23 protein-coding genes are annotated in these 26,364 nt (G+C 72.4%); 14 read left to right on the top strand and 9 right to left on the bottom strand.

The genetic code is table 11. From position 1 onward, the window contains the following. Window positions 1-45: 45 nt before the first annotated feature. On the bottom strand, window positions 46-645 hold the full coding sequence (locus tag D1369_RS07645) for an NTP transferase domain-containing protein (protein ID WP_007385730.1): 600 nt from the start codon (window positions 643-645) through the stop codon (window positions 46-48). Between the two features lie 206 nt (window positions 646-851). On the opposite strand from D1369_RS07645, the gene D1369_RS07640 reads away from it, so the two are divergent. Then, window positions 852-1,136: a DUF5955 family protein gene (locus tag D1369_RS07640; protein WP_205574460.1), complete on the top strand. Its 285-nt coding sequence runs from the start codon at window positions 852-854 to the stop codon at window positions 1,134-1,136. A gap of 46 nt (window positions 1,137-1,182) precedes the next feature. Here D1369_RS07640 and D1369_RS07635 read toward each other — a convergent pair whose 3' ends face one another. Further along, entirely contained in the window at window positions 1,183-1,977 is a 795-nt protein-coding gene (locus tag D1369_RS07635; RefSeq protein WP_007385732.1) for an IclR family transcriptional regulator, read from the bottom strand. A 263-nt stretch (window positions 1,978-2,240) separates the two neighbouring features. Between D1369_RS07635 and allB the strand changes: the two genes are divergently transcribed. Both allB and alc read left to right on the top strand, forming a co-directional pair. Continuing rightward, window positions 2,241-3,581 (top strand): allantoinase AllB, encoded by a 1,341-nt coding sequence (allB, locus tag D1369_RS07630; RefSeq protein ID WP_007385733.1) that lies wholly within the window; start codon window positions 2,241-2,243, stop codon window positions 3,579-3,581. A 36-nt stretch (window positions 3,582-3,617) separates the two neighbouring features. Then, window positions 3,618-4,733 (top strand): allantoicase, encoded by a 1,116-nt coding sequence (alc, locus tag D1369_RS07625; protein ID WP_037903824.1) that lies wholly within the window; start codon window positions 3,618-3,620, stop codon window positions 4,731-4,733. A 97-nt stretch (window positions 4,734-4,830) separates the two neighbouring features. Here alc and D1369_RS07620 read toward each other — a convergent pair whose 3' ends face one another. Next, a complete protein-coding gene (locus tag D1369_RS07620; protein ID WP_007385735.1) occupies window positions 4,831-5,586 on the bottom strand; it encodes a 3-oxoacyl-ACP reductase family protein in 756 nt (251 codons plus the stop codon). Between the two features lie 178 nt (window positions 5,587-5,764). On the opposite strand from D1369_RS07620, the gene D1369_RS07615 reads away from it, so the two are divergent. After that, a complete protein-coding gene (locus D1369_RS07615; RefSeq protein WP_007385736.1) occupies window positions 5,765-6,154 on the top strand; it encodes a ribonuclease domain-containing protein in 390 nt (129 codons plus the stop codon). A gap of 54 nt (window positions 6,155-6,208) precedes the next feature. On the opposite strand, the gene D1369_RS07610 is transcribed toward D1369_RS07615, so the two are convergent. Beyond that, entirely contained in the window at window positions 6,209-6,409 is a 201-nt protein-coding gene (locus tag D1369_RS07610) for a hypothetical protein (RefSeq protein ID WP_037901896.1), read from the bottom strand. A gap of 169 nt (window positions 6,410-6,578) precedes the next feature. Here D1369_RS07610 and D1369_RS07605 point away from each other — a divergent pair, with 169 nt between their 5' ends. From D1369_RS07605 to D1369_RS07595, 3 genes are all read left to right on the top strand, one after another. Next, window positions 6,579-7,838 (top strand): histidine kinase, encoded by a 1,260-nt coding sequence (locus D1369_RS07605; protein ID WP_007385738.1) that lies wholly within the window; start codon window positions 6,579-6,581, stop codon window positions 7,836-7,838. Window positions 7,839-7,920: 82 nt separating this feature from the next. Then, on the top strand, window positions 7,921-8,610 hold the full coding sequence (locus tag D1369_RS07600; protein WP_202477124.1) for a response regulator transcription factor: 690 nt from the start codon (window positions 7,921-7,923) through the stop codon (window positions 8,608-8,610). A 40-nt stretch (window positions 8,611-8,650) separates the two neighbouring features. Beyond that, window positions 8,651-9,853 (top strand): cytochrome P450, encoded by a 1,203-nt coding sequence (locus D1369_RS07595; protein ID WP_037903826.1) that lies wholly within the window; start codon window positions 8,651-8,653, stop codon window positions 9,851-9,853. A gap of 70 nt (window positions 9,854-9,923) precedes the next feature. On the opposite strand, the gene D1369_RS07590 is transcribed toward D1369_RS07595, so the two are convergent. After that, window positions 9,924-10,946 (bottom strand): Gfo/Idh/MocA family oxidoreductase, encoded by a 1,023-nt coding sequence (locus tag D1369_RS07590; RefSeq protein ID WP_007385741.1) that lies wholly within the window; start codon window positions 10,944-10,946, stop codon window positions 9,924-9,926. Between the two features lie 130 nt (window positions 10,947-11,076). On the opposite strand from D1369_RS07590, the gene D1369_RS07585 reads away from it, so the two are divergent. From D1369_RS07585 to D1369_RS07565, 5 genes are all read left to right on the top strand, one after another. Further along, on the top strand, window positions 11,077-11,814 hold the full coding sequence (locus D1369_RS07585) for a GntR family transcriptional regulator (RefSeq protein WP_007385742.1): 738 nt from the start codon (window positions 11,077-11,079) through the stop codon (window positions 11,812-11,814). Window positions 11,815-11,932: 118 nt separating this feature from the next. Beyond that, the gene (locus D1369_RS07580) at window positions 11,933-13,081 is read left to right on the top strand and encodes an ROK family glucokinase (protein WP_020119061.1); all 1,149 of its coding nucleotides are present in this window, start codon (window positions 11,933-11,935) and stop codon (window positions 13,079-13,081) included. Further along, window positions 13,078-13,662, top strand: a complete 585-nt coding sequence (locus tag D1369_RS07575) for a hypothetical protein (RefSeq protein WP_007385744.1) — start codon at window positions 13,078-13,080, stop codon at window positions 13,660-13,662. The genes D1369_RS07580 and D1369_RS07575 overlap by 4 nt, the downstream gene beginning before the upstream one ends. Window positions 13,663-13,762: 100 nt before the next feature. Then, on the top strand, window positions 13,763-16,627 hold the full coding sequence (locus tag D1369_RS07570; protein ID WP_240436171.1) for a DEAD/DEAH box helicase: 2,865 nt from the start codon (window positions 13,763-13,765) through the stop codon (window positions 16,625-16,627). Between the two features lie 767 nt (window positions 16,628-17,394). Then, window positions 17,395-19,386: an SWIM zinc finger family protein gene (locus D1369_RS07565; RefSeq protein WP_118083122.1), complete on the top strand. Its 1,992-nt coding sequence runs from the start codon at window positions 17,395-17,397 to the stop codon at window positions 19,384-19,386. Window positions 19,387-19,851: 465 nt separating this feature from the next. Here D1369_RS07565 and uppS read toward each other — a convergent pair whose 3' ends face one another. From uppS to D1369_RS07545, 4 genes are all read right to left on the bottom strand, one after another. Beyond that, on the bottom strand, window positions 19,852-21,747 hold the full coding sequence (gene uppS / locus D1369_RS07560; RefSeq protein ID WP_007385749.1) for a polyprenyl diphosphate synthase: 1,896 nt from the start codon (window positions 21,745-21,747) through the stop codon (window positions 19,852-19,854). Window positions 21,748-21,763: 16 nt separating this feature from the next. After that, entirely contained in the window at window positions 21,764-22,633 is an 870-nt protein-coding gene (locus D1369_RS07555; protein WP_007385750.1) for a hypothetical protein, read from the bottom strand. After that, entirely contained in the window at window positions 22,630-23,235 is a 606-nt protein-coding gene (locus D1369_RS07550; RefSeq protein ID WP_007385751.1) for an ABC transporter ATP-binding protein, read from the bottom strand. Before D1369_RS07550 ends, D1369_RS07555 begins: the two co-directional genes overlap by 4 nt. A 263-nt stretch (window positions 23,236-23,498) precedes the next feature. Then, window positions 23,499-24,458: a helix-turn-helix transcriptional regulator gene (locus D1369_RS07545; protein WP_082319492.1), complete on the bottom strand. Its 960-nt coding sequence runs from the start codon at window positions 24,456-24,458 to the stop codon at window positions 23,499-23,501. Between the two features lie 226 nt (window positions 24,459-24,684). Here D1369_RS07545 and D1369_RS07540 point away from each other — a divergent pair, with 226 nt between their 5' ends. After that, window positions 24,685-25,530, top strand: coding sequence for an SDR family oxidoreductase (locus tag D1369_RS07540; RefSeq protein ID WP_007385753.1), 846 nt, complete (start codon window positions 24,685-24,687; stop codon window positions 25,528-25,530). A 10-nt stretch (window positions 25,531-25,540) separates the two neighbouring features. Then, window positions 25,541-26,023, top strand: coding sequence for a nitroreductase family deazaflavin-dependent oxidoreductase (locus D1369_RS07535; RefSeq protein ID WP_007385754.1), 483 nt, complete (start codon window positions 25,541-25,543; stop codon window positions 26,021-26,023). Window positions 26,024-26,364: the final 341 nt, after the last annotated feature.

Raw genomic sequence — 26,364 nt, 5'->3', positions numbered from 1 at the left:
GAGATTCTCCGGGTCGAGCAATGGTGGCTCTGCGTGCCACCGCGTTCACTCAAGGTGTGCCAGATCCGGGGGCGTGTCGATGTCGTACGGCTCGGCCACGTCCCCGCACTCGACGAGCGTGATCGCGCCGTGGTGCTCCTTCAGATAGGCGCGTGCCCCCCGGTCGCCGGTCGCAGTCGCCGCGATCCCCGCCCAGTGCGCGGCGCCGAGGAGGACGGGATGGCCGCGTACGCCGTCATACGCGGCCGCGGCGAGCGAGCTCTCGTCCTCGTACGCGGCGAGCAACCGGCGCACGGCCGCCGCCCCGATGCCCGGCTGGTCGACCAGCGAGACCAGCGCGGCCCGTGCCTGCGTTCCGGCGAGCGAGTCGAGCCCGGCCCGCAGCGACGATCCCATGCCGTCCGCCCACTCCGGGTTCTCCACCAGTACGCAGTCATTGAGCTCGGCCCGCTCCCGTACGACCGCCGCGGCCGCTCCCAGCACCACGTGCACGCGGGTGCAGCCGGCCGCGCGCAGGACGCCCACCGCGTGTTCGACCAGCGGGCGTCCCCGGTGTGCGAGCAGTGCCTTGGGGCGCCCGCCGAGCCGCCGTCCGCCGCCCGCGGCCAGCAGCAGTCCTGCGACCTGCTGTTCGTTCTCCGTCATGCTTCCTGCATACCTGACGCGCCGGCGTGCGCCGGGTTTCCATGGGCTGAATTTCGGTCCGTACGGTGGCGCGCGGCGCCTTGCGTGGCGTTTACTGGCCCGCGTCCCTCGGGGCCTGACCGCCGCCGAAGGGGCTTCACGACGGTGGGGGCGCACGAAGGAGTGCGAGGGGGAGAGCTGTGTTGCGGAGCTTGGGGCAGAGGCCAGTGACCGGCAGCGAGAACGATCAGAGAGTTGCGGAACTGCGGACCGCGGTGTCCCGGCTGCGCCGTGAACTCGCCGCGCACCCGGCCGAGTTCCCCGACCGGGGCATCGCCGAGGACGAACTCGCCGTGCTGGCCGCCATGACGATCGACGGCGCCCCCGAAGTCCCGCGCCTGCGGCGGTCGTTGCTGCTGATCGCGGGGGCGATCGGGTCGGTGAGCGCGCTGTCGCGGGGGCTGACCGACGTACGCAGGGCCGTGGAGTTGTTCGGGGAGCCGCGGCGCTAGGTCAGGTGGTCGGTCGGTGTACCGCCCAGGCCTGGGGGTCGGACCGTCACCCCGGATTCTGGCTGGCCAGTGCCTCCGACAGCTCCGACGCCACCTGCTGCAGCACCGGCACGATCTTCTCGGTGGCCGCCTCGGTGACCCGGCCCGCCGGACCGGAGATCGAAATCGCCGCCGCGGTGGGGGAGTTGGGCACCGACACCGCGAGGCAGCGGACGCCGATCTCCTGTTCGTTGTCGTCGACCGCGTAGCCCCGGCCGCGCACGTCCTTCAGGGCCGCGAGGAAGCCGTCCGGCGTGGTGATCGTCTTCTCCGTCGCGGCCGGCATGCCGGTCCGGGCGAGCAGGGCGCGCACCTCGTCGTCGGGGGTGTGGGCGAGCAGGGCCTTGCCGACGCCCGTGGAGTGCGGCAGGACGCGCCGGCCGACCTCGGTGAACATCCGCATCGAGTGCTTCGACGGCACCTGGGCGACGTAGACGATCTCGTCCCCGTCGAGCAGGGCCATGTTGGCCGTCTCGCCGGTCTCCTCGACCAGACGCGCGAGGTAGGGGCGGGCCCAGGTGCCGAGCAGCCGGGCGGACGACTCGCCGAGGCGGATCAGGCGCGGGCCGAGGGCGTAGCGCCGGTTGGGCTGCTGGCGGACGTATCCGCAGGACACGAGGGTCCGCATCAGGCGGTGGATGGTGGGCAGCGGCAGCCCGCTGCTCGCGGACAGTTCACTCAGTCCGACTTCCCCGCCCGCGTCCGCCATCCGCTCCAGCAGATCGAAGGCGCGCTCGAGGGACTGGACCCCGCCACCGGCGGACTTGGCGGAGTCGGTGGTGCTGGCGCTGGACGTCGGCACGGCGCGTTCCTTTCGGGGCTGCCTTTCGGGTCTGGGCAGGAGGGCAGAAGCCTACCCGGCAGTCGGTTGACTCCCCGCTGGTGCATAGCTACGTTCTGCTTGCTGGAATCGTAATTCCGCTTTGTGGAAACGTCCAGAGTGTCGGCGCAAGGCGCACCCTAAGTAAGTGTGCCCTTGACGGCGCTCGACCGGGAGTGAAGACTCCTTCAACAGAAAGTTGAATTCCGTTACGCGGAAGTTAACGGCGGCAGAGAGGGGTCCGGGTGTCCGACACTGAACTGGTGCTGCGCTCCACGCGCGTCATCACACCCGAGGGGACGCGGGCCGCGTCGGTCGCGGTCACCGACGGAAAGATCGCGGCCGTACTGCCGTACGACGCCGAAGTGCCGTCGGGTGTCCGCCTGGAGGACCTCGGGGACGATGTCCTGCTGCCCGGCCTGGTCGACACTCATGTGCACGTCAACGACCCGGGCCGCACCGAGTGGGAGGGCTTCTGGACCGCCACGCGCGCGGCGGCGGCCGGCGGCATCACCACCCTCGTCGACATGCCCCTCAACTCCCTTCCGCCCACGACGACCGTCGACCACCTGCGGACGAAGCAGGAGGTCGCGGCCGACAAGGCCCACATCGACGTCGGATTCTGGGGTGGTGCCCTGCCCGACAACGTCAAGGACCTGCGCCCGCTGCACGAGTCGGGCGTCTTCGGCTTCAAGGCGTTCCTGTCGCCGTCCGGGGTGGACGAGTTCCCGCATCTCGACCAGGACGGGCTCGCCCGGTCCCTGGCCGAGATCGCCTCCTTCGGCGGGCTGCTGATCGTCCACGCCGAAGACCCGCACCACCTGGAGGCCGCCCCGCAGCAGGCCGGTCCCAAGTACGCGGACTTCCTGGCGTCCCGTCCGCGCGACGCCGAGGACACGGCGATCGCCCAACTCATCGCCCAGGCGAAGCGGTTGAATGCGCGCGTGCACGTGCTGCACCTGTCGTCCAGCGACGCTCTCCCGCTGATCGCCCAGGCGAAGGCGGAGGGGGTGCGCATCACCGTCGAGACCTGCCCGCACTACCTCACCCTCACGGCCGAGGAAGTCCCGGACGGCGCCAGCGAGTTCAAGTGCTGCCCGCCCATCCGGGAGTCCGCCAACCAGGATCTGCTGTGGCAGGCGCTGGCCGACGGCACCATCGACTGCGTGGTCACCGACCACTCCCCGTCCACGGCCGACCTGAAGACGGACGACTTCGCCACGGCGTGGGGCGGCATCTCGGGCCTCCAGCTGAGCCTGGCCGCGGTCTGGACCGAGGCGCGGAAGCGCGGTCACTCACTGGAGGACGTGGTCCGCTGGATGTCCGCGCGCACGGCCGAGTTGGTGGGCCTGGACGCGCGCAAGGGCGCCATCGAGGCCGGCCGTGACGCCGACTTCGCGGTCCTCGCGCCCGACGAGACCTTCACCGTGGACCCTGCGGCCCTCCAGCACCGCAACCGCGTGACGGCCTACGCGGGCAAGACCCTGCACGGAGTCGTGAAGTCGACCTGGCTGCGCGGCGAACGCGTCGTGGCGAACGGCGAGTTCACCGCCCCGAAGGGTCGACTGCTCACCCGTACGCCCTGATCACCCGCACCGGCAACTTCAGAAAGGCACATGTACGTGACGGCGATTCCCAGTTTCACCGGCGACGCGCACCCGTACGGCGGCGGTGACCCGTACGCGGACTACCGCACCGCCGACTTCCCCTTCACCCAGTACGCCGACCTCGCCGCACGCACGCTCGGCGCCGGAGTCATCGCCGCCAACGACGAGTTCTTCGCCCAGCGCGAGAACCTGCTGATGCCCGAGCGGGCCGAGTTCGACCCCGAGCACTTCGGGCACAAGGGCAAGATCATGGACGGCTGGGAGACGCGGCGCCGCCGGGGCGCCTCGGCCGCACACCCCTGGCCGACGGCCGAGGACCACGACTGGGCGCTGGTGCGCCTGGGCGCGCCCGGCGTGATCCGGGGGATCGTGGTCGACACGGCGCACTTCCGCGGGAACTACCCCCAGGCGGTGTCGGTCGAAGGCACGTCCGTGGCAGGCTCCCCGTCCCCGGAGGAACTGCTGGGCGACGACGTGAAGTGGACGACGCTCGTCCCGCGGACGCCGGTCGGCGGTCACGCGGCGAACGGCTTCTCCGTGTCCCTGGAGCAGCGCTTCACCCACCTGCGGGTCAACCAGCACCCCGACGGCGGCATCGCCCGCCTGCGCGTCCACGGCGAGGTCGTCCCGGACCCGGCGTGGCTGGAGGTCCTCGGCACCTTCGACGTGGTCGCACTGGAGAACGGCGGCCGGGCGGAGGACGCGTCGAACCTCTTCTACTCGCCGGCGTCGAACACCATCCAGCCGGGCCGCTCCCGCAAGATGGACGACGGCTGGGAGACGCGCCGCCGCCGTGACCAGGGCAACGACTGGATCCGCTACCGTCTCGTGGCCCAGTCGCAGATCCGGGCGATCGAGATCGACACGGCGTATCTGAAGGGGAACAGCGCGGGCTGGGCCTCGGTGTCGGTTCGTGACGGCGAGGACGGCGACTGGCGGGAGATCCTCCCGCGCACCCGTCTCCAGCCCGACACGAACCACCGCTTCGTCCTGCCGGCCCCGGCGGTGGGCACGCACGCGCGCGTGGACATCTTCCCGGACGGCGGGATCTCGCGCCTGCGGCTGTTCGGTTCGCTGACGGAGTCGGGTTCGGCGGCTCTGTCAGCGAGGCACCAGGAGCTGGGCGGCTGAGACTTCGTACCCGCACGCCGGGGGCTGCTTCAGCGACCCCGGCGTGCGGGGAGCCGGAGCCGCGGGGCCGGCGGCAGCCCCGCAAAGAGCCGCTGCCTCACGCCGCATGCCCCCCGTCCACCGAGAACTCCGCACCGGTGACGTACTCCGCCTCCGCCAGATACGCCACCATCGACGCCACTTCCTCCGCCGTCCCGAACCGCCCCGCCGCGGTCATCGCGGCCTGGCCCGCCGCGAACGGTCCGTCCCCCGGATTCATGTCCGTGTCGATGGGCCCGGGATGCACGATGTTCGCCGTGATCCCCCGTGACCCCAGCTCACGCGCGAGGGCCTTCGTCAGCCCGATCAGCGCCGACTTGCTCGTCGCGTACAGGGTCCCGCCGGGGCCGGGCACCCGCTGGGTCATGCAGCTGCCGATGGTGATGATCCGTCCTCCGTCCCGCATCCGGGCGGCCGCCGCCTGAGAGGCCAGGAACACCCCGCGCACGTTGACGGCGAGCACCCGGTCGACCTGCGCGAGGGACAGCTCGCCCAACGGCCCGAGCACCCCCACGCCCGCGTTGTTCACGAGTACGTCCAGCCCGCCGAGCGCCTCCGCCGTACGCAGCACCGCCCCCGTCGCCTCCTCCGGGTCCGCGGAGTCCGCCCGCAGCGCGACGGCCCGCCGCCCCAGCGCCTCGACCCGCCGTACGACGTCCGAGGCCGCCTCCTTGCCGTCCACGTACGTCACGGCCACATCCGCGCCCTCCCGCGCCAGCCGCACCGCCGTGGCCGCACCGATCCCCCGGCTGCCCCCGGTGACGAGCGCGACCTTGCCGTTCAGATTTCCGTAAGTCGTTGTCATGACCCCCATCCCACCGGCCCGGCCCCTGAACCGCCGGCGGTGAACGGACAGAGACCTCAGTCGCGGCAGCGGGACTCGTGAAGACGTCGGGCGTCAGGTTAACTCCCTGAAAACACATCGGACTTGACGGGAAAATCCGCAGAGTTGTCATTGACATGCCACGGTCTACGCGCGTCATCATGAAGGCATGAGATTCCCCCCACGGATCACTCGCATCGGCGCCGCTGCGGCCGTCCTGTCCGCCCTCCTCGTCGGCGGTACCGTCACCACCGCCACCCCGGCGGCCGCCGCCGTCGGCAGCATCTGCTACACCAAGCTGCCCTCCCAGGCGTACGACACCCTGGACCTGATCGAACAGGGCGGCCCCTACCCCTACTCGCAGGACGGCAGCGTCTTCCAGAACCGCGAAGGCGTCCTGCCGAGCCGGTCGAGCAGCTACTACCACGAGTACACGGTGATCACGCCCGGCTCCTCCACGCGTGGAGCGCGCCGGATCGTCACCGGTCAGAAGAGCCAGGAGGACTACTACACGGCGGACCACTACGCCACGTTCAACCTGGTCAACTACGGCTGCTGACAAGGTCGTAGCGGCCGGGAGAACGGCGTGACCGACCGGAGGTCCGCCCCGCGTTCATCCTGACCTCCGGCTCTCCGCGGCGGCGAACAGCGCGAACGCCAGCACGATCAGGGCGACGCTCGCGTAGATCTCGTAGCCGTCGAGCACACCGATCCGCTGGACGAGGCCGACGTGCCAGCCGGTGAACTCGTGCAGCAGGCCGGCCCCTCCCTGCACCAGGGCGAGGAAACCGAGCAGTTCCAGCAGTTGCTTCATGGGAAGACCCTCGCCCCGCGGCCCCCCCACGGACATCGGCCGCGGGGCGAACCCCGTCCCACCGAAGCATCGGCCCCGCGCGGCCGTCCGCGCCGAAAGTCTGCGCTGCCGCGACTTTGGTCGCCGATCCCGGTCGTGGGGAGGTGTGGCCGGGCCTCACTGCGTAGATTTGTCGACCGTGAGCGCTGACGAGACGGTTCCCGACCCCCCGGCCTTCCCCGGCCGGCGCTGGCTGCTGCCGTCCGCCGTGATCCACGAGTTCGACCCCGCCGCCGCGCGGCCCGGACGGCGGCCCCGGCGCACCGCCCGCGACTGGCTCGTCGACTTCTCCTGCTTCCTCCTGGCCGTCTTCGTCGGCCTGATCGCGGCGGACGCGGTGGGCGACAACCCGCACGTGTCGCACGCCGCGGCCGACCTCGACCAGCTGCTCGGCGCACTCGCCTGCGCCGCCGTGTGGCTGCGCCGCCGCTGGCCCGTCGGCCTGGCTCTGGCCACGATCCCCCTCGGGGTGCTCTCGGACACCGCCGGCGGCGCCTGCCTGATCGCCGTCTTCACCCTCGCCGTGCACCGCCCCTTCCGGTACGTCGCCTGGGTGGCCGGCCTCAACATCGCGGTGGTCCCCCTCACCTTCCGGCTGCGGCCCGACGCGGACCTGCCGTACCTCGTCTCGGTCGTCCTCACCGCGGTCCTGGTCGCCGCGGTCGTCGGCTGGGGTCTGCTCGTACGGGCCAAACGGCAGCTCATGTTCAGCCTGCGCGACCGCGCCCGGCGCGCCGAGACCGAGGCGCGGCTGCGGGCCGAGCAAGCGCAGCGGCTCGCCCGTGAGGCCATCGCGCGCGAGATGCACGACGTGCTCGCGCACCGGCTGACCCTGCTCAGCGTCCACGCGGGCGCCCTGGAGTTCCGGCCGGACGCGCCCCAGGAGGAGGTCGCCCGGGCGGCCGGCGTCATCCGGGAGAGCGCGCACGAGGCGCTCCAGGACCTGCGGGAGATCATCGGCGTGCTGCGGGCCGCGGACCACGACGACACGGGCCGCCCCCAGCCGACCCTCGCCGCGCTCGACACCCTGGTCGCCGAGTCCCGTGAGGCCGACATGAAGGTTGTCCTCGACAGCCGGGTCGCCGAGCCCGCCGCCGTGCCCGCCTCCGTGGGCCGCACCGCCTACCGCATCGCCCAGGAGAGCCTCACCAACGCCCGCAAGCACGCCCCCGGCACAGAGGTCACGGTCACCGTCACCGGCGGCCCGGGCGAGGGCCTCGCCGTGACCGTCCGGAACCCCCCGCCCGAGGGCGAGGTGCCACACGTCCCCGGCTCGGGCCAGGGCCTGATCGGCCTCACCGAGCGCGCCACGCTCGCCGGGGGCCGGCTGGAGCACGGGGTGGAGACGGACGGGGCGTTCGTGGTGCGGGCGTGGCTGCCGTGGGGATGACGGCGCCGGGTGTCGTCGGCAGCGCAACTCGCCCGCCGGCAAGGGTGATTGCGCCTCGCCTCCGCGTGGTTACGTAGGGCCCATGACTGTGATCAGACTGCTCCTCGTGGACGACGACCCCCTGGTGCGGGCCGGTCTGTCCCTGATGCTGGGCGGAGCCGAGGACATCGAGATCGTCGGAGAGGCGGCGGACGGCACCGAGGTCGAGGCCGCCGTCGACCGGACCCGCCCGGACGTCGTCCTCATGGACATCAGGATGCCGTCGGTGGACGGCCTCACGGCCACCGAGCGGCTGCGCGGCCGTCCAGACGCCCCGCAGGTCGTCGTCCTGACCACATTCCACGCCGACGAGCAGGTCCTGCGCGCCCTGCGCGCGGGCGCCGCCGGATTCGTCCTCAAGGACACCCCGCCCGCCGAGATCCTCGCCGCCGTCCGCCGGGTCGCGGCCGGCGATCCCGTCCTGTCGCCCACCGTCACCCGTCAGCTGATGGCCCACGCGGCCGGCACCGCCGCCGACACCCGACGGGCACGCGCGCGTGAGCGCATCGCCGCACTCAACGACCGCGAACGCGAGGTCGCCGTCGCCGTCGGCCAGGGCCTGTCCAACGCCGAGATCGCCGCCGCCCTCTACATGAGCGTCGCCACCGTCAAGACGCACGTGTCCCGCGTGCTGGCCAAGCTCGACCTCAACAACCGGGTGCAGATCGCGTTGTTGGCCTATGACGCGGGACTGCTGGAGCCCACCGAGGAACACGAGCCGGACGGGCACTAGACGCGGTCGCCGGGCGTTGAGGGGGGTGAAGGGGGAGTTCATGACCGAAGCAGTGATCGATCTGGGGGAGTACGGCGAGGCGTTCCGTGCCGATCCGCACCCCGTGTACGCCCGGTTGCGTGACCTCGGCCCCGTGCACCGGGTGCGCCCGCCCGGCTCCGACGCCGACTACTCGACCTGGCTCGTCGTCGGGCACGAGGAGGCGCGCGCGGCCCTCGCGGATCCGAGGCTGTCCAAGGACGGCCGCAGGGTCGGCATGGTGTTCGACGACGAGGCACTGATCGGCCGCCATCTGCTCAACAGCGACCCGCCCGAGCACACCCGGCTGCGCGGCCTGGTCTCCCGCGCCTTCACCATGCGCCGCGTCGAGCAACTGCGGCCCAGGATCCAGCAGATCACCGACGACCTCCTCGACGCGATGCTGCCGCACGGCCGCGCCGACCTGGTGCAGTACCTCGCCTACCCGCTGCCGATCACCGTGATCTGTGAACTCCTCGGCGTACCCGAGATGGACCGCACCGAGTTCCGGAAGCTGTCCACGGAGGTCGTGGCCCCCACCACCCCGGAGAGTTCGTACGACGCCGTCCAGCGCCTCGGCGCCTACCTGGCGGAGCTCATCGAGGACAAGCGGTGCGCCGGACCGAGCGACGACCTGCTCGGCGACCTCATCCGCACCACCGCCGAGGACGGCGACCGGCTCTCCCCGTCGGAACTGCGCGGCATGGCCTTCCTGCTGTTGATCGCGGGCCACGAGACCACGGTCAACCTCATCACCAACGGCGTGCACGCCCTGCTCACCCATCCCGGCCAACTCGCCGCCCTGCGCGCCGACATGAGCCTCGTCGACAGCGCGGTCGAGGAGGCGCTGCGCCATGAGGGCCCGGTCGAGAACGCGACCTTCCGGTACGCCTCCGAGCCCCTGGAGATAGCGGGGCGGGCCATCGCCGAGGGCGACCCGGTGATGATCTGCCTGAGCGCGGCCGACCGCGACGACTCCCGTTACCCGGCCCCGGACCGCTTCGACATCCGCCGCGACCCCCGCGGGCATCTCGCGTTCGGCCACGGCATCCACTACTGCCTGGGCGCCCCGCTGGCCCGCCTGGAGGCCCGCACGGCGATCCGGACCCTGCTGGACCGGGCCCCCGCTCTCGCACTCGACGGACCGCCGGGGGAGTGGCTGCCGGGGATGCTGATCAGGGGAGTGCGGAGCCTGCCGGTGCGGTGGCAGGGCCCGGCGAGGTGAGGACGGTACGGCGGCACAGGGTGAGGTCGGCAAGGACGTGCCGGGCCGCGGTCGGACTGGCGGTCCGGGGTCAGAACACGGCCGCGCCGGTGCCGCCCGGGAGCTCCGCCAGCCGTACGGCCCTGCGCTCGCGCCGGGACACCTCGCACGCCTCCGCGACCCTTAGCGCCTGCAACGCCTCGCGCCCGTCGCAGGGGTTCGCCCTCTCGCCCCGGACCACTTCGATGAACGCGGCCAGTTCGGCCTCGTACGCCGGTCCGAACCGCTCCAGGAACCCCGTCCACGGCTTGTCCGCCGCCGGCGGCCCCGTGGGCTCGGTGGACGCGATGGGTGTGCGGTCGTCCAGGCCCACCACCACCTGGTCCAGCTCTCCGGCGAGCTCCATGCGCACGTCGTATCCGGCGCCGTTGAGCCGCGTGGCCGTGGCCGTGGCGAGGGTCCCGTCGTCGAGGGTGAGCACCGCGGCCGCGGTGTCGACGTCCCCGGCGGCCCGGAACATCGGCGGACCGGCGTCGGACCCGGCCGCGTACACGTCGACGATCTCGTGCCCGGTCACCCAGCGCAGGATGTCGAAGTCGTGGATCAGGGTGTCCCGGTACAGCCCCCCGGACAGCGGCAGCCACTCCGCCGGCGGCGGCGCCTGGTCGGAGGTGAGCGCCCGCACGGTGTGCAGCCGTCCGAGCCGCCCCGAGCGCACGGCCTCCCGCGCGCCGGTGTAGCCCGCGTCGAAGCGGCGCTGGAAACCCATCTGGAGAATCGTCCCGGCGGTCTCCACCTCGGCGATGGCCTGCAGCGTGCCGGGCAGGTCGAGTGCGATGGGCTTCTCGCAGAACACCGGCAGCCCCGAGCGCGCCGCCCGGCCGATCAGCTCGGCGTGGGCCGAGGTCGCGGTGGTGATCACCACGGCGTCCACGCCCCATTTGAAGATCTCGTCGACGCCCGGGGCAGCGGTCTCCCCCAGCCGGTGCGCGAGCTCCTGGGCCCGTGCGCCGTCCGCGTCCGTGAGGATTAAGGAACCGACCTCCCGGTGACGGCTGAGCGTCCTCGCATGAATGGTGCCGATGCGGCCCGTCCCTATGACCCCGATGCGCATGTGAACAAAGTGTGGTCGCGAACCCCGTGCTGTCAATGCGTATGTCCGGACAATCTGACTACACGACTTCCCGTCAACAGCGCACGGAGCTACGCTCGGGCCCGTGCCGAAACCAGGAGTGGACCCGACCGTGACGCTCGAGCTCAGTGTGGACCGCAGCAGCCCGGTGCCGTTGTACTTCCAGCTGTCCCAGCAGCTGGAGGCCGCGATCGAACACGGCACGCTCACCCCCGGCAGCCTGCTGGGCAACGAGATCGAGCTCGCCGCCCGGCTCGGCCTGTCCCGGCCCACCGTCCGCCAGGCCATCCAGTCGCTCGTCGACAAGGGCCTGCTCGTGCGCCGCCGCGGAGTCGGCACCCAGGTCGTGCACAGCCAGGTCAAGCGCCCGCTGGAGCTGAGCAGCCTCTACGACGACCTGGAGGCGGCCGGCCAGCGCCCCGCTACGAAGGTCCTCGTCAACACCGTCGTCTCCGCCACCGCCGAGATCGCCGCCGCGCTCGGCGTCGCCGAGGGCAGCGACGTGCACCGGGTGGAACGCCTGCGCCTCGCCCACGGCGAGCCCATGGCACACCTGTGCAACTTCATCCCCCCGGCCCTCCTCGACCTGGACACCGCGCAGCTGGAGACCACGGGCCTCTACCGCATGATGCGAGCGGCCGGCATCACCCTCCACAGCGCCCGCCAGACGATCGGCGCGAGAGCGGCCACGACGGAGGAGGCGGACCGCCTGGCGGAGGAGACGGGTGCTCCCTTGCTGACGATGCAGCGAGTGACCTTCGACGACACCGGGCGAGCGGTCGAGTACGGCACGCACACCTATCGCCCGACGCGCTACTCATTCGAATTCCAGCTCCTGGTGCGCCCCTAGCGGGGGCGCGGGGAACCGCGCGACCAGCCACGACGGGCCCGCAGCCGGCATGACGCGCGCATCCCCCTTTCCTCCCCCGGACAGCACCCCTGCACGGGGTGAGGCAGAATCGGGGCCGATGAGCACCTACGGCAACTTCAGCGCCCCCATAGGCTCCCGCCGCGCCCCCGCCCTGCGGACCGTCGGCACGCGGGAACGCCGCTCACACCTGACCGCACCCCGCGTGCCGACAGTGGGCATCGACATCGGCGGCACCAAGGTCATGGCGGGTGTCGTCGACGCCGACGGCAACATCCTGGAGAAGGTCCGCACCGAGACCCCGGACAAGTCCAAGAGCCCCAAGGTCGTCGAGGACACCATCGTCGAACTGGTCCTGGACCTGTCCGACCGCCACGACGTCCACGCGGTCGGCATCGGCGCCGCGGGCTGGGTCGACGCCGACCGCAACCGCGTGCTGTTCGCCCCCCACCTGTCCTGGCGCAACGAGCCGCTGCGCGACCGCATCGCCGGCCGCCTCGCGGTCCCCGTCCTCGTGGACAACGACGCCAACACCGCGGCCTGGGCCGAGTGGCGCTTCGGCGCGGGTCGCGGCGAGGACCACCTGGTCATGATCACGCTCGGCACCGGCATCGGCGGCGCGATCCTGGAGGACGGCCAGGTCAAGCGTGGCAAGTACGGCGTCGCCGGAGAGTTCGGCCACATGCAGGTCGTCCCCGGCGGTCACCGCTGCCCGTGCGGCAACCGCGGCTGCTGGGAGCAGTACAGCTCCGGCAACGCGCTGGTCAGGGAGGCCAGGGAGCTGGCCGCCGCCGACTCCCCGGTGGCGTACGGGATCATCGAGCACGTCAAGGGCAACATCGCCGACATCACCGGTCCGATGATCACCGAGCTGGCCCGCGAGGGCGACGCGATGTGCATCGAGCTGCTCCAGGACATCGGCCAGTGGCTCGGTGTCGGCATCGCGAACCTCGCGGCCGCCCTCGACCCGTCCTGCTTCGTCATCGGCGGAGGCGTCAGCGCGGCCGACGACCTGCTGATCGGCCCCGCGCGGGACGCGTTCAAGCGCCAGCTCACCGGCCGCGGCTACCGCCCCGAGGCCCGTATCGCCCGCGCCCAGCTCGGCCCCGAGGCCGGCATGGTCGGGGCCGCCGACCTCGCCCGCCTGGTCGCCCGCCGCTTCCGGCGCGCCAACCGGCGCCGGGTGGAGCGGCACGAGCGCTACGAGCGGTACGTGGAGGCCCGTCGTACGTCCCGGGACACCGCATGACGGCCTCCCTGCCGCGCCAGGCCTCGGCGCCCCCCGACGAACCGGAGCGCCCCACCGAGGACCGCCGCCACCGGAACCGTCGCCGGGCGATCACACTGCTCATCATCGGCCTGCTCATCGGCGTCCCGGCCGGCTATCTGGTGATCTCCGCCAACCAGAGCCGCGACAGCGGCAAGGACAAGGAGGCGAAGTACTCGGCGACGGGCCTCACGCCCGACTGGCCGTCCAAGGTCCAGCGCCGCCTCTACCAGGTGCCCGTGCCGCACCCCGCCGACCTGGTCGCCTCCTACGAGACCAACAACTGGAAGACCAGCCGCCTCTACGTCCAGTTCCGGACGACCGACGCGGGCCTCGCCGCCTTCCTCACCGGCATGGGCGTCAGCCGCGCCGACCTCAAGAAGAACGACATCACCATCAGCGAGCGCGACCAGAAGATCAGCGGGTGGAAGTTCGACGGCCCCCGCTCCTGGTGGGGCCTGACCCACGCGCAGAAGGACCCGGCGCCCACTCAGGACGTCATGGTCAACCTGACCGTCCCGAACGCCCCGAAGGTGTACGTCGTCTCGCGCACGGTTCCCTGACCCGGTCGCCGGAGCCGATTGTCAGACCCCGCCCGTAGAGTCGAAGACGACTGATCCGACATGCGGGCGGGAGGTGACAGGACGTATGAGCGACAGGGCCATGGTGGCCGAGCGCGGGGCCGAGTCCAGGCGCGAGCAGCAGGGGGCGGCTGTCCCCGTCCGGCTCGCCGCCGTCTTCCTGCCCGCGCCCCTTCCCCGCGAGGGCCGTATCGCGTTCTGGGACCCCGAGGGCGCACCCCTCCCGGCCGAGAGCCCCGGTGCCGACACCCCGTCCCCCGAGCGCACCGAGCTCACCGTCGTACGACCGCACGGAGCCGGAGTCCGGCGCCGGACCGCCCCCGCCCTCTCGCTCCCGGTCGACGAGGCCCTGCCGCTGCTCGTCCGGGCCCGGCGCGATCCCGCCGCCCATCCCGCCACCGCCTGCTGGGGCGCGGCCGCCCTGCACGCGCTGCGGCTCACCGCCCGCGGCCGCCTGCTGCCCGGACTCACCGCCACCGGCCACGACGCCTGGCGGGCCGGCCCCCTGGACCCCGACGACATCGCGCACCTGCGCGCGGTCGCCGCCGCCCTGCCCCACGAGGGCCACGCGGTCCCGCTGCCCGGCCCCGGCCCGCTCAGGCTGCCGGAACCGGAAGCACTGATGCGCTCCTTCCTGGACGCGGTCGCCGACACCCTGCCGCGCACCCCCGCGGCCCCCTACGCCTCCGGCAAGCCCTTCGCAGCCCGAGCGCCCCAGCGGCTGCCGCACGCCCAGGACTGGGCCGCCGAGGTCGCCGCCGGCATGGACGCGGGCGTGCGCATCTCACTCCGCCTGGACCTGTCGGCGTACAACCTGTTCAACGCCGACGCGGACGGCGTGCGCAGTGCGGGCGCCGCGATCGTCCAGGTGCACAGCCTCGCCGACCCGACCCTGGTGACCGACGCGGCGACCCTGTGGGCGGGGGAGGCCGACGCCGTGTTCGGGCCACGCGCCCGCGTGGACGCGGCCCTCGCCGTGCGGCGCGCGGCACGCGTGTGGCCGCCCCTGGACCGGCTCTCCGAGCAGGACGTGCCCGACGTACTGGCCCTGTCCGACGAGGAGTTGGGCGAGCTGCTCGGCGTGGCCGCGACCCGGCTCGCGGCGGCCGGGGTGGCCGTGCACTGGCCGCGGGACCTGGCGCAGGACCTCACCGCTGCGGCGGTCGTACGCCCCGCGCCGGGCTCGGCGACCGACGGCACCGGCTTCTTCGAGAGCGAGGAACTCCTCCAGTTCCGCTGGCAGTTGGCGATCGGCGGCGACCCGCTCAGCGAGGCCGAGATGGACGCGCTGGCCGAGGCCCACCGTCCCGTCGTCCGCCTCAGGGACCAGTGGGTGTTGGTCGACCCCGCCCTCGTCCGCAAGGCCCGCAAACGCGAACTGGGCCTGCTCGACCCGGTCGACGCGCTCTCCGTCGCGCTGACCGGCAGCGCGGAGGTCGACGGCGAGACGGTGGAGGCGGTGCCGGTCGGCGCACTCGCAGCCCTGCGCGACCGCCTGACCACCGGAGTGCAACCCGCCGAACCCCCCGCGGGCCTGCACGCCACCCTCCGCGACTACCAACTCCGGGGCCTGGCCTGGCTGGACCTCATGACCTCCCTCGGCCTCGGCGGCTGCCTCGCCGACGACATGGGTCTCGGCAAGACGATCACCGTCATCGCGCTGCACCTGCGGCGGGCACGCCGTGAACCGACCCTCGTGGTCTGCCCCGCCTCGCTCCTGGGCAACTGGCAGCGGGAGATCACCCGGTTCGCGCCGGGCGTCCCCGTCCGCCGCTTCCACGGCACCGAGCGCAGCCTGGACGACCTCGACGGCGGCTTCGTCCTCACCACGTACGGCACCATGCGGGCGGCGGCGGCCAGGCTGGCCGAGCAGCGCTGGGGCATGGTCGTGGCGGACGAGGCCCAGCATGTGAAGAACCCGTACTCGGCCACCGCGAAGGCCCTGCGCACGATCCCGACCCCCGCGCGCGTGGCCCTGACCGGCACTCCGGTGGAGAACAACCTCTCGGAGCTCTGGGCCCTGCTCGACTGGACCACCCCCGGACTCCTCGGCCCGCTCAAGTCCTTCCGCGCCCGGCACGCGCGCGCGGTGGAGAACGGCGAGGACGCGGAGGCGGTGACCAGGCTGGCCCGCCTGGTCCGCCCGTTCCTGTTGCGCCGCAAGAAGTCCGACCCCGGGATCGTCCCCGAACTGCCGCCCAAGACCGAGACCGACCACCCCGTCCCGCTCACCCGCGAGCAGGCCTCGCTGTACGAGGCGGTGGTGCGCGAGTCACTGCTGGCGATCGAGACGGCACAGGGCATCGCGCGCAGGGGCCTGGTGCTGAAGCTGCTGGGCGCGCTGAAGCAGATCTGCGACCATCCCGCGTTGTACCTGAAGGAGGAGGTCCCGCCGACGGCCGGCGAGCGACTGGTCGCCCGCTCCGGCAAACTGGCCCTGCTGGACGAGCTGTTGGACACCCTGCTGGCGGAGGACGGCTCCGCCCTCGTCTTCACCCAGTACGTGGGGATGGCCCGCCTGATCACCGCCCACCTCGCCGCCCGCGCCGTCCCGGTGGACCTGCTGCACGGCGGGACGCCGGTGCCGGAGCGCGAGCGCATGGTGGACCGCTTCCAGAGCGGCGCGATCCCGGTGCTCGTCCTGTCGTTGAAGGCGGCGGGCACCGGCCTCAACCTCACCCGAGCCGGTCATGTCGTCCACTTCGACCGCTGGTGGAACCCGGCCGTCGAGGAACAGGCCACCGACCGCGCCTACCGCATCGGCCAGACCCAGCCCGTCCAGGTCCACCGGCTCATCACCGAGGGCACCGTGGAGGACCGCATCGCCGAGATGCTCGAATCCAAGCGCGCCCTCGCCGACGCGATCCTCGGCTCCGGCGAGTCCGCCCTCACGGAACTCACCGACCGTGAACTGACCGACCTGGTCTCCCTCCGGAGGCCGTCATGACGCCGGGCCCCGCCGACGAGGCCCGCCGAGCCCTGCGGGCGGCACGGGAGCGGGCGGCCGGGGAGGCCGGGGAGACGAAGGGGGGCCCGGACGGGGGTCTGGCCGGAGGGGAGAGCGGTGGGGGAGCGCAGGAGGGGCGCTCTGCGGTGTCGGGGGCGGGGAGTTTTGCGGGTGCGGGGGGTGGTGGCCCGGCGGTGGGGGCGGCCGACGATTCCGTGGTGTCGGGTGCGGGCAACTTCGCGGCTGAGGAGGGCGGCGGCCCGGCTGTGCGGGAGGTCGGCAACTCGACGGCGTCCGATGCCGGAAACTCGGCAGCCGAGGAGATCGGCCACCCGGGGGCGAGGGGGATGAGGCACGGGGCGGAGAGCGGCGCGGCCAGGGGGAGCGGGGGCTGTGCGGTGCAGGGCGCTGGTGGTGGTGTCGCCCAGGAGGCCGAGGGCCGCGCGGCTGAGGAGACCGGGGACCCGGGCACGAGCGGGGCGGGATTCGATCGCGATCGCGCGCAGGGTGCGGAGAGCCATGTGACCGAGGCACCCGGGAGCTCTGCGGTGGGCCGGGTGGCGCAGGGTGCCGGGAGCCTTGCCGTCGAGAGGGGCGGCAGCCTCTCGGGGCAGGAAGAGAGCGGCTCTGCGGCGCAGGGCGCAGGGAGCGCGGCCCCGGGGGCGGAACCTTCGGCGGCGGAGGGTGCAGTTCTCCGGGTGGACGCAGACGCCGACGGGTCGGGTACCGCCGGCGGGCAGGACAGGGAGGGCGCCAGGGATGGCGCGGTGCCCGAAAGCGCCGTGACCGACCCTGCCCCGGCCGAGCGCCGGCCCGGTGACGCGGCTCGCGCGGCCCTGCGGGAAGCTGCCGCGGCACGGCGTGCTGCGCTCGCGGACGGTGCCTTGGGCCGGTCCGAGACCGACGCCGGTGGTGGTTCCTCCGCCCCCGCCGGTCCCACGCAGTCCCACGCACCCGGACCGGAAGCTGTCGCGGCCCGCCGTGACTCGAGCGGGGAGTCCGACGTGGCGGCCGCCCCCACCCCTTCCGCCGGGTCCATCGGTGAAGAGACGGATCGGGTCGCCGAGACAGCTTCTCCGGTCACGGACGCCGACGAGGGCCCATCCGCGGGGCGTTCCGGGTCACGGCCCGCCGATGCGGCACGCGAAGCGCTGCGTGCGGCACGCAAGAGGCGCGCGGACGCCGAGGCCGCAGAAGCGGAGGCCGCTCTCGCACGTCGGCCGCGCAGGACCACCCCGACCGCGTTCCGGGACCGGGACCGGAACCGTACGCCGAGTACGGCCGCCGGCGCCCGGGCGCGTGACGTACGGGAGTTGCTGGCCGACGCGTTCCGCATGCCGGACGACATGCCCCAGCCGGGGGAGGAGCACGAGGACGAGGGCCGGGAGAAGGACCGGGAGGGGGCCCAGGAGAAGGCCCAGGACAACAGCCGTGCGCAGCAACGGAGTTCCCTTCAGGACACCCCCGCCCCGTCCTCCCCCCGACACCCCCACTCCATGGCCGCCCCCAACCGGGACAACGACCTGCGTCGCACCTTCCCCGCCTTCCCTCCCCACGCTTCCGAGGACGCCCGGTTCGCCGCCACCTGGTGGGGCAACGCCTGGGTCACCGCGCTGGAGGAGGGCGCGCTGGACTCCAAGCGGCTGGCGCGGGGCCGTGGTTATGCCGAGCAGGGGAATGTGGACGCGATCACCGTGACGCCCGGGCTCGTGCTCGCCTATGTGCAGGGGAGCCGCGCCCGGCCGTACCGCGTGCAGGTGCGGTTGCGGACGCTGGGGGACGCCGACTGGGACCGGTTCCTGGACCTCGCCGCCGACCGGACCGGACACATCGCCGCACTGCTCGACAGGGAGATGCCCGAGGCGCTGGCCGAGTGCGGAGTGCCGTTGCTTCCCGGCCCCGGCGATCTCGAACCGCAGTGCAGCTGTCCCGACCGCGGTCACCCCTGCAAACACGCCGCCGCCCTCTGCTACCAGACGGCACGTCTGCTCGACGCCGACCCCTTCGTCCTGCTCCTGCTGCGCGGCCGGGGCGAACGTGAGCTGCTCGACGCCCTGTCCCGCCTCAGCGCCGCCCGCGCGGCCCGTGCCGCCCAGGGACAGGAGCCGGCGCCGCTGCCCGGCGTACGGGCCGGCGAAGCGCTCGCTCCGCGCCGACTCCCGCCGCTTCCGGCGCCGTTGCCGGTCCCTCCGCACCCCGAGCAGCCCCCGGCGTACCCCGCGTCCCCAGGCGGTCCCGACCCCTTCGCCCTGGACCAGCTGGCCACCGACGCGGCCGCCCGCGCTCACGCCCTGCTCGGCACCGGCCGCGACCCGGTCGGCGAGCTCACCCTGTGGCAGGACGCGGTCCGCCTCGCCGCCGCCCGCCCCGGTTCCGGCCTCACCGCCGGCACCCGCGCCCTCTACGCCTCCCTCGCCGCAGCCACCGACCGCACCCCGGCCGACCTGGCCCGCGCGGTCGCCGCCTGGAGGCAGGGCGGGCTCGAAGGACTGGCCGTGCTCGAAGAACCCTGGGACCCGCCGGCCGGCCGCTTCGACCGTGCCCGCCCCCTCCTCCTCGCCGCCGACCTCCCCGCCTTCCGCCCCTGGCGCAACCACCTGACCCACCCCCGCGGCCACATCCAACTCCGCCTCGGCCGCGACGGTCTGTGGTACGCCTACGAGTCCGAACCGGGCCACGACGACTGGTGGCCCCGCGGCACCCCCGACCTGGACCCGGTCGGCGCCCTCACGGGCCTCGGCACAACGGCCGACCTCTGACCCGCCCGTGCCTTCCGCCCGTCCCGGGGCCCTGTGCCAACTCGTAGATCTGTGCCTGGTAGGCCCCCGTACAGGTCTCGGCACACTGGCCGACGTCTGATCCGCCCGTGCCTTCCGCCCCTCTCGGCGGGCCGTGCCAACTCGTAGACGCGTACCTGGTCGGCCCCCGTACAGGTCTCGGCACAACGGCCGACCTCTGATCCGCCCGCCCCGCCCCTGGAACACGCCCGATGCTGCTTGCCCGCCGCCCACACCTGACCGACTCCCCACTGGCCCCGGCCAACGCCCGGGCCCGCGACGCCGGACCCGCAGCCCCTCTCCGCCGCTATGGCCCGACGGTCCCGGTGGGCCAGGTGAGCCCGGTACCTGCGGGAGTCTCCCTACCGGCTTGCGACGGAGTCCGCGGTGGTCGGCGAGGACGCCCGCAAGTCACACCAACCGCTGATTCCGGGGTGGGAGGACCGGTTACTCCGATTGCCCCGAGCCGGAACGCGTCAGTGGACAGGGGGCAGCTCGGGGAGGTGAGGGGGTGGGGACGGCGCCGTGGCGGCGTTGGCGCCGGGTGTATTCGGTGATGGCTTTCCACAGGTCGCGTCGGTCGGTGTCGGGCCAGTGGTCGGGGGTGAAGTAGAGCTCGGCGTAAGTGGCGTGCCAGGGCAGGAAGTTGGAGGTGCGCTGTTCGTTGCCGGTGCGCCACAGCAGGTCGACGTCCGGCATGTCGGGGTGGGGCAGGTGGCGGGTGAAGTCGTCCGGGCCGATGAGGTCGGGGTTCACCTCACCCGCTCGGGTTGCCTGGGCGAGTGCTGCGGCGGTCCGGGTGATCTCGTCGCGGCCGCCGTAGTTGATGCACACGGTGAGCGTCATGCCGGTGCGGGCGCGGGTACGGCGTTCCTGGTGCATGAGGGCTTGGACGAGGTCCTCGGGCAGTCTGCCGGGCTGTCCTGCCCAGCGCTGGCGCACGTTGAGGTCCCGGATGGGGCCTTCGGTGAGTTCGTATCGGAGTGCGGAAAGGATCACCGCGATTTCCTCTGGGTCGCGTTTCCAGTTCTCGGTGGAGAACGCGTAGAGGGTGAGGTTGCGCAGGCCGATGTCCAGGGCGCCGTAGACGGTTTCGCGCGTGGCGAGGATGCCGGCGCGGTGGCCGTCGGAGCGGGACAGGCCGCGCTGCTCGGCCCAGCGGCCATTGCCGTCCATGACGACCGCTACGTGGGAGGGCATCTGGTCGGCGGCGATCTGCGGGGGGCGGGCGCCGTGGGGGTGCGGTGGCGGGGGCCGAAGCCCGGTGCCGTCGGCTGCCGGGCCCGGGTCGGTCGTGGCCGCTTCGGTCGTGGCCGCCTCGGTCGTGGCCGCCGCGGTTGGCCGGGGACCTGGCACGGTCAGGGGGGTCAGGCTCCAGGCCATGGCCGAGCGGAGGCGGGCGGGGACCAGCACGCGGGTGCGGGCCACGACGGAGGGGCGCGGGGCACGCTTCAACAGGGCGGGGCCCGCCGCGTCGACAGCGTCGAGTTGGGCGCGCATCAGGCCGGCCGCCGCTTCGAGCATGATGGCGGCGCCCGGGTGCATTCCTCTCGTCATGACGGGCTGGGTCACCCATCGCCGGGCCAGGGCCGTCAGCTCTAGGGTCAAGGCCGCTACAGCCGGGCTCCAGTGGCCTTGGGACAGGTCCGAGTCGGCGCCGGGGAACGAGTCCAGGGCCTCCTGCGGCAGGAGCAGACGGCGCTGGGCGAGATCGACGCTCAGGTCGGTGAGGATGTCGGTGAGCTGGGCGCCGGCAACGAAGTCCTCGTAGTCGGCCTGCCGGTCCAGCCGTAACGTCATCGGCGCACCGGCCCGCTCGAACAGCTGCCGAACCTGGTCGACCCAGGGCACGACTCCCCCACTGCACCAGGCCCGCCAGGCCGCCCAGTCGGTGATGCGCAGGCCGTGGGCGTCGTCTCGCGTCACCGCCATGGCGCCGTGCAGGCTCGACAGGTCCAGACGCCACCGCCCGGCGGTGTCCACCAGGGCGTGACGGACGGGATCCGTGCTCGTTCCCGACGCCAGGTCGTGCTGCAGTGCCCTGGTCCACGCCTCGACACGAGCCGCCCGCTCGTCCGGCTCCACATCTGGGTCGTCGGACAGGTCGTCAAGGACGCTGGCCGCCGCCCACAAAGCCCAGCACGCCGGGCGCAGCACGGCAGGCGCCAGCTGGATGAGCGCGTGGATCCCGGGATCATGCTGCCGGGTGGTGCGGCGACACAGCCGGTAGGCCGCCCGCAGAACGGGTTCCTCACCGGCCAGCGAACGGGCGGTGGCTCTGCCCTGCCGCACCTGCGGGGCCGCGTCAGGGTGTGCGGGGGTGGGCAGCGGTTTCGGGCGCATATCGGGAACCAGTACCTCAGTGGGCTCGCGTGTCGGACGCCGCGGCCGAGGGTGCGGCAGCCTTGCGCGGCGTGGGAAGGGAGGGGTCGCCGCTTTCCGGCCCGGGCTCAGGGTCCTGGGCGGTGGTGGGCAGGGCGCTTCGGGTGCTGCGGCCAAAGCCCACCAGAGCGATGAAGGCTGCCCCCGCAAACCACACGAGTTGGAGGGCCAGATAGCGCGGCACCGGGGTGGTGGAGAATCCCGCCGCCGTGCTGGCCTGCATGGCTCCGTAGGAGGGCAGGTAGCGCATGACCGGGTTGTCGGCCCCGGAGCTCGTGACCGGGTTCTGCAGTGCGAGGTCGATGATGCTGGTCATCACGATGGCGAACATGCCCTCGACCTCCCGGCGCAGCACAGAGCCGAAGCCGACGCCGAGAGCGCCGTACGTGAGCCCGGCACTGAACAGCGCGCCGGCGAGCAGCAGAGGCTGCCGGGGGGCCCACGCCAGGCAGGTGACCGCGGTGGCGTAGGCGGCGACCGCAGCCGAGATCAGAGCCAGTGCGGTGACCTTGGCCAGGACGAGGTGAGCGCGGGGATAGCCGGCCATCGCCAGCCGGCGGTCGAAGCAGTTGCCGGAGAAGGTGGCGGCGAACATCATGAAACCGGTGATCAGGGTCACCGAGTTGAGCGCGCCGCTGATCTCGGTGAGTTCGTTGCCGCGGGGCGCCAGCATCTCTCCGGTGGCGCGTAGTTGCATCCGCGCCGGGGTGTCGGGCATCGCCAGGTAGGCCAGGGTTGTCCACACAGGGACGAACAGGATCACGAGGACCATGGCGAACCGGTTGCGGCCGTGTTCGGTCAGCGCGAAGCCGGTGGCGAGAGCGAAGCGGGCCAGGTGGAACCTCACGCGGCCACCGCCTGGTCCGGGCGAAGCAGCCCGTCGTCCAGCCGCCACAACTCGTCCAGTCGCTCGGTGTCGTAGGCCAGGTGGGAGACGACCAGGACGGAGCGGCCCGTGTCACGCAGCCGGGCGGCGAGTTCCCAGAATCGCTGGTAGGTGTCCCAGTCGAACCCCTGGTACGGCTCGTCCAGCAACAGCACCTGGGGATCGTGCATCAGCGCCAGCGTCACGTTCAGCTTCTGCCGCGTTCCGCCGCTGAGCACCGCGGCCCGCTCATCGGCGTACTCGGCGAACCCGAGCACGTCCATGACCTGCTCGGCACAGCGCAGGTCTGCCAGGCGATAGGCCCTCTGGAAGAACGTCAGATGCTGTCGGACGGTGAGCGCGTCGTTGAGGACCACGTGCTGCGGGCAGTAACCGAACCGTCCACCATGGCGGACCGTGCCGCGTGAGGGCCGCAGCTCACCGGAGAGGATCTTCAGCAGAGTTGACTTACCGGCGCCGTTCTCCCCGACGATCCCGCACAACGTCCCCGCCCGAAGCCGTATGTCGATGCCCCGCAGGACCACACGCTGACGGTAGGCATGATGCACATCCCTGACCTCCACGCTCGCCTCCCCTCATACAACCGGACCGACCCGCCCGGGTTTCCAACGATCATGGCGCGGAGAAGATACGGGCCCTATGTCGTACGCCAGTTCTTGAGCGCGGCGATGTGACGCCACTGGCGGATGCGAGGCTCTTGACCGGGTGCCGCTCTGGGCAGAGGACCAACAGCAATGTCACCTCGCACTCCGGAACAGGAATGTGCGCGCGACCACCTGCCAGCGCCGTTGACGGCTTCCGCGGATCGACTCGCGTGGCTCGTCGGTCAGTCGGGTGTCTCGCCCGAGTCGGCGGGCTGCGAGTCGTTGGCCGGCGCGGACCGCTCGATGCCGTCGTCGGTCGCAGCCCAACTGGCCAGCAGATTCAGGGCGTCCTGCGAGGGTGAGTCGGGCTCGGCGGTGTAGGTGAGGAGGAACTGGCTGGGGCCGTCGGGGAGCGGGAAGGTTTCGAAGGGCAGGTCGAGGTCGCCGACGACCGGGTGGTGGAGGAGTTTCACACCGGTGGTGTGCATGCGGACGTTGTGGGCGGCCCAGCGGCGCCGGAACTCCTCGCTACGGGTGGACAGTTCCCCGATGAGGTCCGTGAGCCGTCGGTCGTAGAGGTCGCGGCCGGCTTCGGCGCGCAGCATGGCGACGGTGTCATTGGCGACTTCGTCCCAGTGGCGGAAGAACTCGGTCGCGTGCGGGCTGAGGAAGACGAACCGGGCGTTGTTCGGCGGCCGTACCGGGTCGGCGTAGACGGGGGAGAACAGGGCGCGCCCGAGGTGGTTGGCGGCCAGGATGTCGCCGCGTCCGCTGAGAATGAACGCGGGCGTGCCGGCCATCGAGTCGAGGACGCGCTGAACCGCGGGCCGGACACGCTGCTGGGCCGGGCGGCGGCGGGGCGGACGGGTGGTGCCGGCGCCGCGCAGGAGGTCGAGCAGGTGGATGCGTTCGGCCTCGTCGAGCTGCAGGGCTTGTGCGATGCCCTCGATGACGCTTTCGGAGACTCCGGTGGCGTTGCCGCGCTCCAGCCGGGTGTAGTACTCGCTGGAGATGCCTGCCAGCAGGGCGACCTCCTCGCGGCGCAGCCCGGTGACCCGTCGGCGTTCTCCGCCGTACGTGGGTAGTCCGGCCTGCTCGGGGGTGACCCTGGCCCGTCGTGTGCCGAGGAATTCCCGGATCTCCGCGCGGAAATCATCGCGCATGTCGCGATCGGGGCGATTGGGGTCGTTTCTGCCTGCCATGCGCCTCACTCTACGAGCGCTTCCGCCGGGTTGGGGGTCCCTGTCAGTGACCCCCTCAAGAGGGACTCCCACCCTCGCGTGACAGCCGGTTCTGTTGGTGGTGCACCGTCCACGACGGTGTGAACGGCCCGGATACGGCGGCGCTCCAGCCGTCGGGCCGCACGCATCCCCCGCACACACCGGGTGCCCGATCACGGCGCCCCGACAAGAGCTAGGACCCCCCCCCATGAGCAAGGTCATTCTCGTCACCGGCGCCGGACGAGGCCTGGGCACGGACATCGCCCGCGAAGGCCTCGCCGCCGGCCATCAGGTCGTCGCCACCGGCCGCCGCCCCGAGGAGGTCGAGAAGACCCTCGGCGGGCCGCAGGACAACCTGCTGGTCACCAGGCTCGATGTCACCAGCCTGGAGGACGCCGAGGCCGCCGCGCAGGCCGCCGTCGACCGTTTCGGCCGCATCGACGTCCTGGTCAACAACGCCGGGAACCTCTTCACCGGCTACTTCGAGGAGATCTCGCCCGCGCAGATGCGCGGGCAGTTCGAGACGAACCTCTTCGGCCCGATGAACGTCACTCGCGCCGTCCTGCCGATCATGCGCAAGCAGCGCGCCGGCCACGTCATCACCATCACCTCCACCGCCGGGCTCGTCGGCATGGAGTTCACCTCCGCCTACGCCGCCTCCAAGTTCGCGGAAGAGGGCTGGATGGAGTCCCTGCGCTACGACGTCGAGCCGTACAACATCCACACCACGATCGTGGAGCCCGGCTACTTCCGTACCGAACTCCTCGTGGACGGCTCCACCACCTGGCCCGAGCTGTCCATCGACGACTACGCCCCGCGCACCGCACCCCGGATCGAGGGCATGAAGAGCATGAACGGCAAGCAGCCCGGCGACCCGGCCAAGCTCGCCCGCGCCCTGCTCACCATCGCCCAGCAGGAGAAGCCCCTGCAGCGTTTCGTCGCCGGTACGGACGCCATCGAGGCCGCCGAGGCCAAGGCGAAGGAACTCCTCGCCCAGGCCGAGGCATCCCGCGAGCTCGGCGACAGCCTGGCCTACGACGACACTCACGTCTGAGGGGGACAACATGCCCCTCAAAGGCGAGTACGAGCCGAGCAAGGCGCAGTTCGTACGTGACCAGGTGGAGCTGTACGAAAGCTCCGGCGGCACGCAGGGAACGACGCTGAGTGTCCTGGTCGTACGGGAGGAAGACGAGAGACTCCGCGACCTGCCCGTCGTCATCCTGACCACCCTGGGCGCGAAGAGCGGCAAGATCCGCAAGACCCCGGTCATGCGGGTGGAGCACGACGGCCTCTACGCCGTGGTCGCCTCCATGGCGGGAGCCCCCAAGCACCCGGTCTGGTACCACAACGCGGTGGCCGACCCCCGGGTCGAGCTACAGGACGGCCCGGTGCGCCAGGACATGCTGGCCCGCGAGGTGACCGGGGACGAGAAGGCCCTGTGGTGGGCCCGCGCCGTCGAAGCGTTCCCCGACTACGCCGAGTACCAGAAGAGCACGGACCGTGAGATCCCGGTCCTCGTTCTGGAGCCGACGGCCCACGAGCACTGACCCGGCGCAGCCGCCCCCCCCGGCAGCCTGGCCTGGCAACACCAGCGCCGGACCCACCTGACAGCGGCCGGCTCGAATCCCCCTGGTCGGCCCGCCCGGCCTGGACGAAGCACACCACCGGCGACCGCGGCGTCGCTGTTCTCGGCAGCCTGACCTGCGACGACGCCACCCACGCCTGAGCACCATGCCCGGCCGAGGCCGAGGCCGAGGCCGAGGAGGGAAGCCGCCGGGCGCACCTCCGGCGCCACTGACCCGCTGTCCAGCAACGGTGCCTACGCCGACAGCGCGCGGACCACCGAGGCACGGTCCGCCGGCTGGTGCCGCACCCCATTGATCACACC

Origin of the sequence: Streptomyces sp. CC0208 (assembly GCF_003443735.1) — a bacterium.
GTDB lineage: Bacteria > Actinomycetota > Actinomycetes > Streptomycetales > Streptomycetaceae > Streptomyces > Streptomyces sviceus.
This window is presented reverse-complemented; position numbering and strand designations above follow the sequence as displayed.

Excerpts from the sequence above, each read along its gene's own strand:
- D1369_RS07645 (WP_007385730.1), bottom strand. The coding sequence starts at position 645 with ATGACGGAGAACGAACAGCAGGTCGCAGGACTGCTGCTGGCCGCGGGC.
- D1369_RS07620 (WP_007385735.1), bottom strand. The coding sequence starts at position 5,586 with ATGGGGGTCATGACAACGACTTACGGAAATCTGAACGGCAAGGTCGCG.
- D1369_RS07615 (WP_007385736.1), top strand. The coding sequence starts at position 5,765 with ATGAGATTCCCCCCACGGATCACTCGCATCGGCGCCGCTGCGGCCGTC.
- D1369_RS07610 (WP_037901896.1), bottom strand. The coding sequence starts at position 6,409 with ATGAAGCAACTGCTGGAACTGCTCGGTTTCCTCGCCCTGGTGCAGGGA.
- D1369_RS07600 (WP_202477124.1), top strand. The coding sequence starts at position 7,921 with ATGACTGTGATCAGACTGCTCCTCGTGGACGACGACCCCCTGGTGCGG.
- D1369_RS07595 (WP_037903826.1), top strand. The coding sequence starts at position 8,651 with ATGACCGAAGCAGTGATCGATCTGGGGGAGTACGGCGAGGCGTTCCGT.
- D1369_RS07590 (WP_007385741.1), bottom strand. The coding sequence starts at position 10,946 with ATGCGCATCGGGGTCATAGGGACGGGCCGCATCGGCACCATTCATGCG.
- D1369_RS07580 (WP_020119061.1), top strand. The coding sequence starts at position 11,933 with ATGAGCACCTACGGCAACTTCAGCGCCCCCATAGGCTCCCGCCGCGCC.
- D1369_RS07575 (WP_007385744.1), top strand. The coding sequence starts at position 13,078 with ATGACGGCCTCCCTGCCGCGCCAGGCCTCGGCGCCCCCCGACGAACCG.
- D1369_RS07570 (WP_240436171.1), top strand. The coding sequence starts at position 13,763 with ATGGTGGCCGAGCGCGGGGCCGAGTCCAGGCGCGAGCAGCAGGGGGCG.
- uppS (WP_007385749.1), bottom strand. The coding sequence starts at position 21,747 with ATGCGCCCGAAACCGCTGCCCACCCCCGCACACCCTGACGCGGCCCCG.
- D1369_RS07545 (WP_082319492.1), bottom strand. The coding sequence starts at position 24,458 with ATGGCAGGCAGAAACGACCCCAATCGCCCCGATCGCGACATGCGCGAT.
- D1369_RS07540 (WP_007385753.1), top strand. The coding sequence starts at position 24,685 with ATGAGCAAGGTCATTCTCGTCACCGGCGCCGGACGAGGCCTGGGCACG.
- D1369_RS07535 (WP_007385754.1), top strand. The coding sequence starts at position 25,541 with ATGCCCCTCAAAGGCGAGTACGAGCCGAGCAAGGCGCAGTTCGTACGT.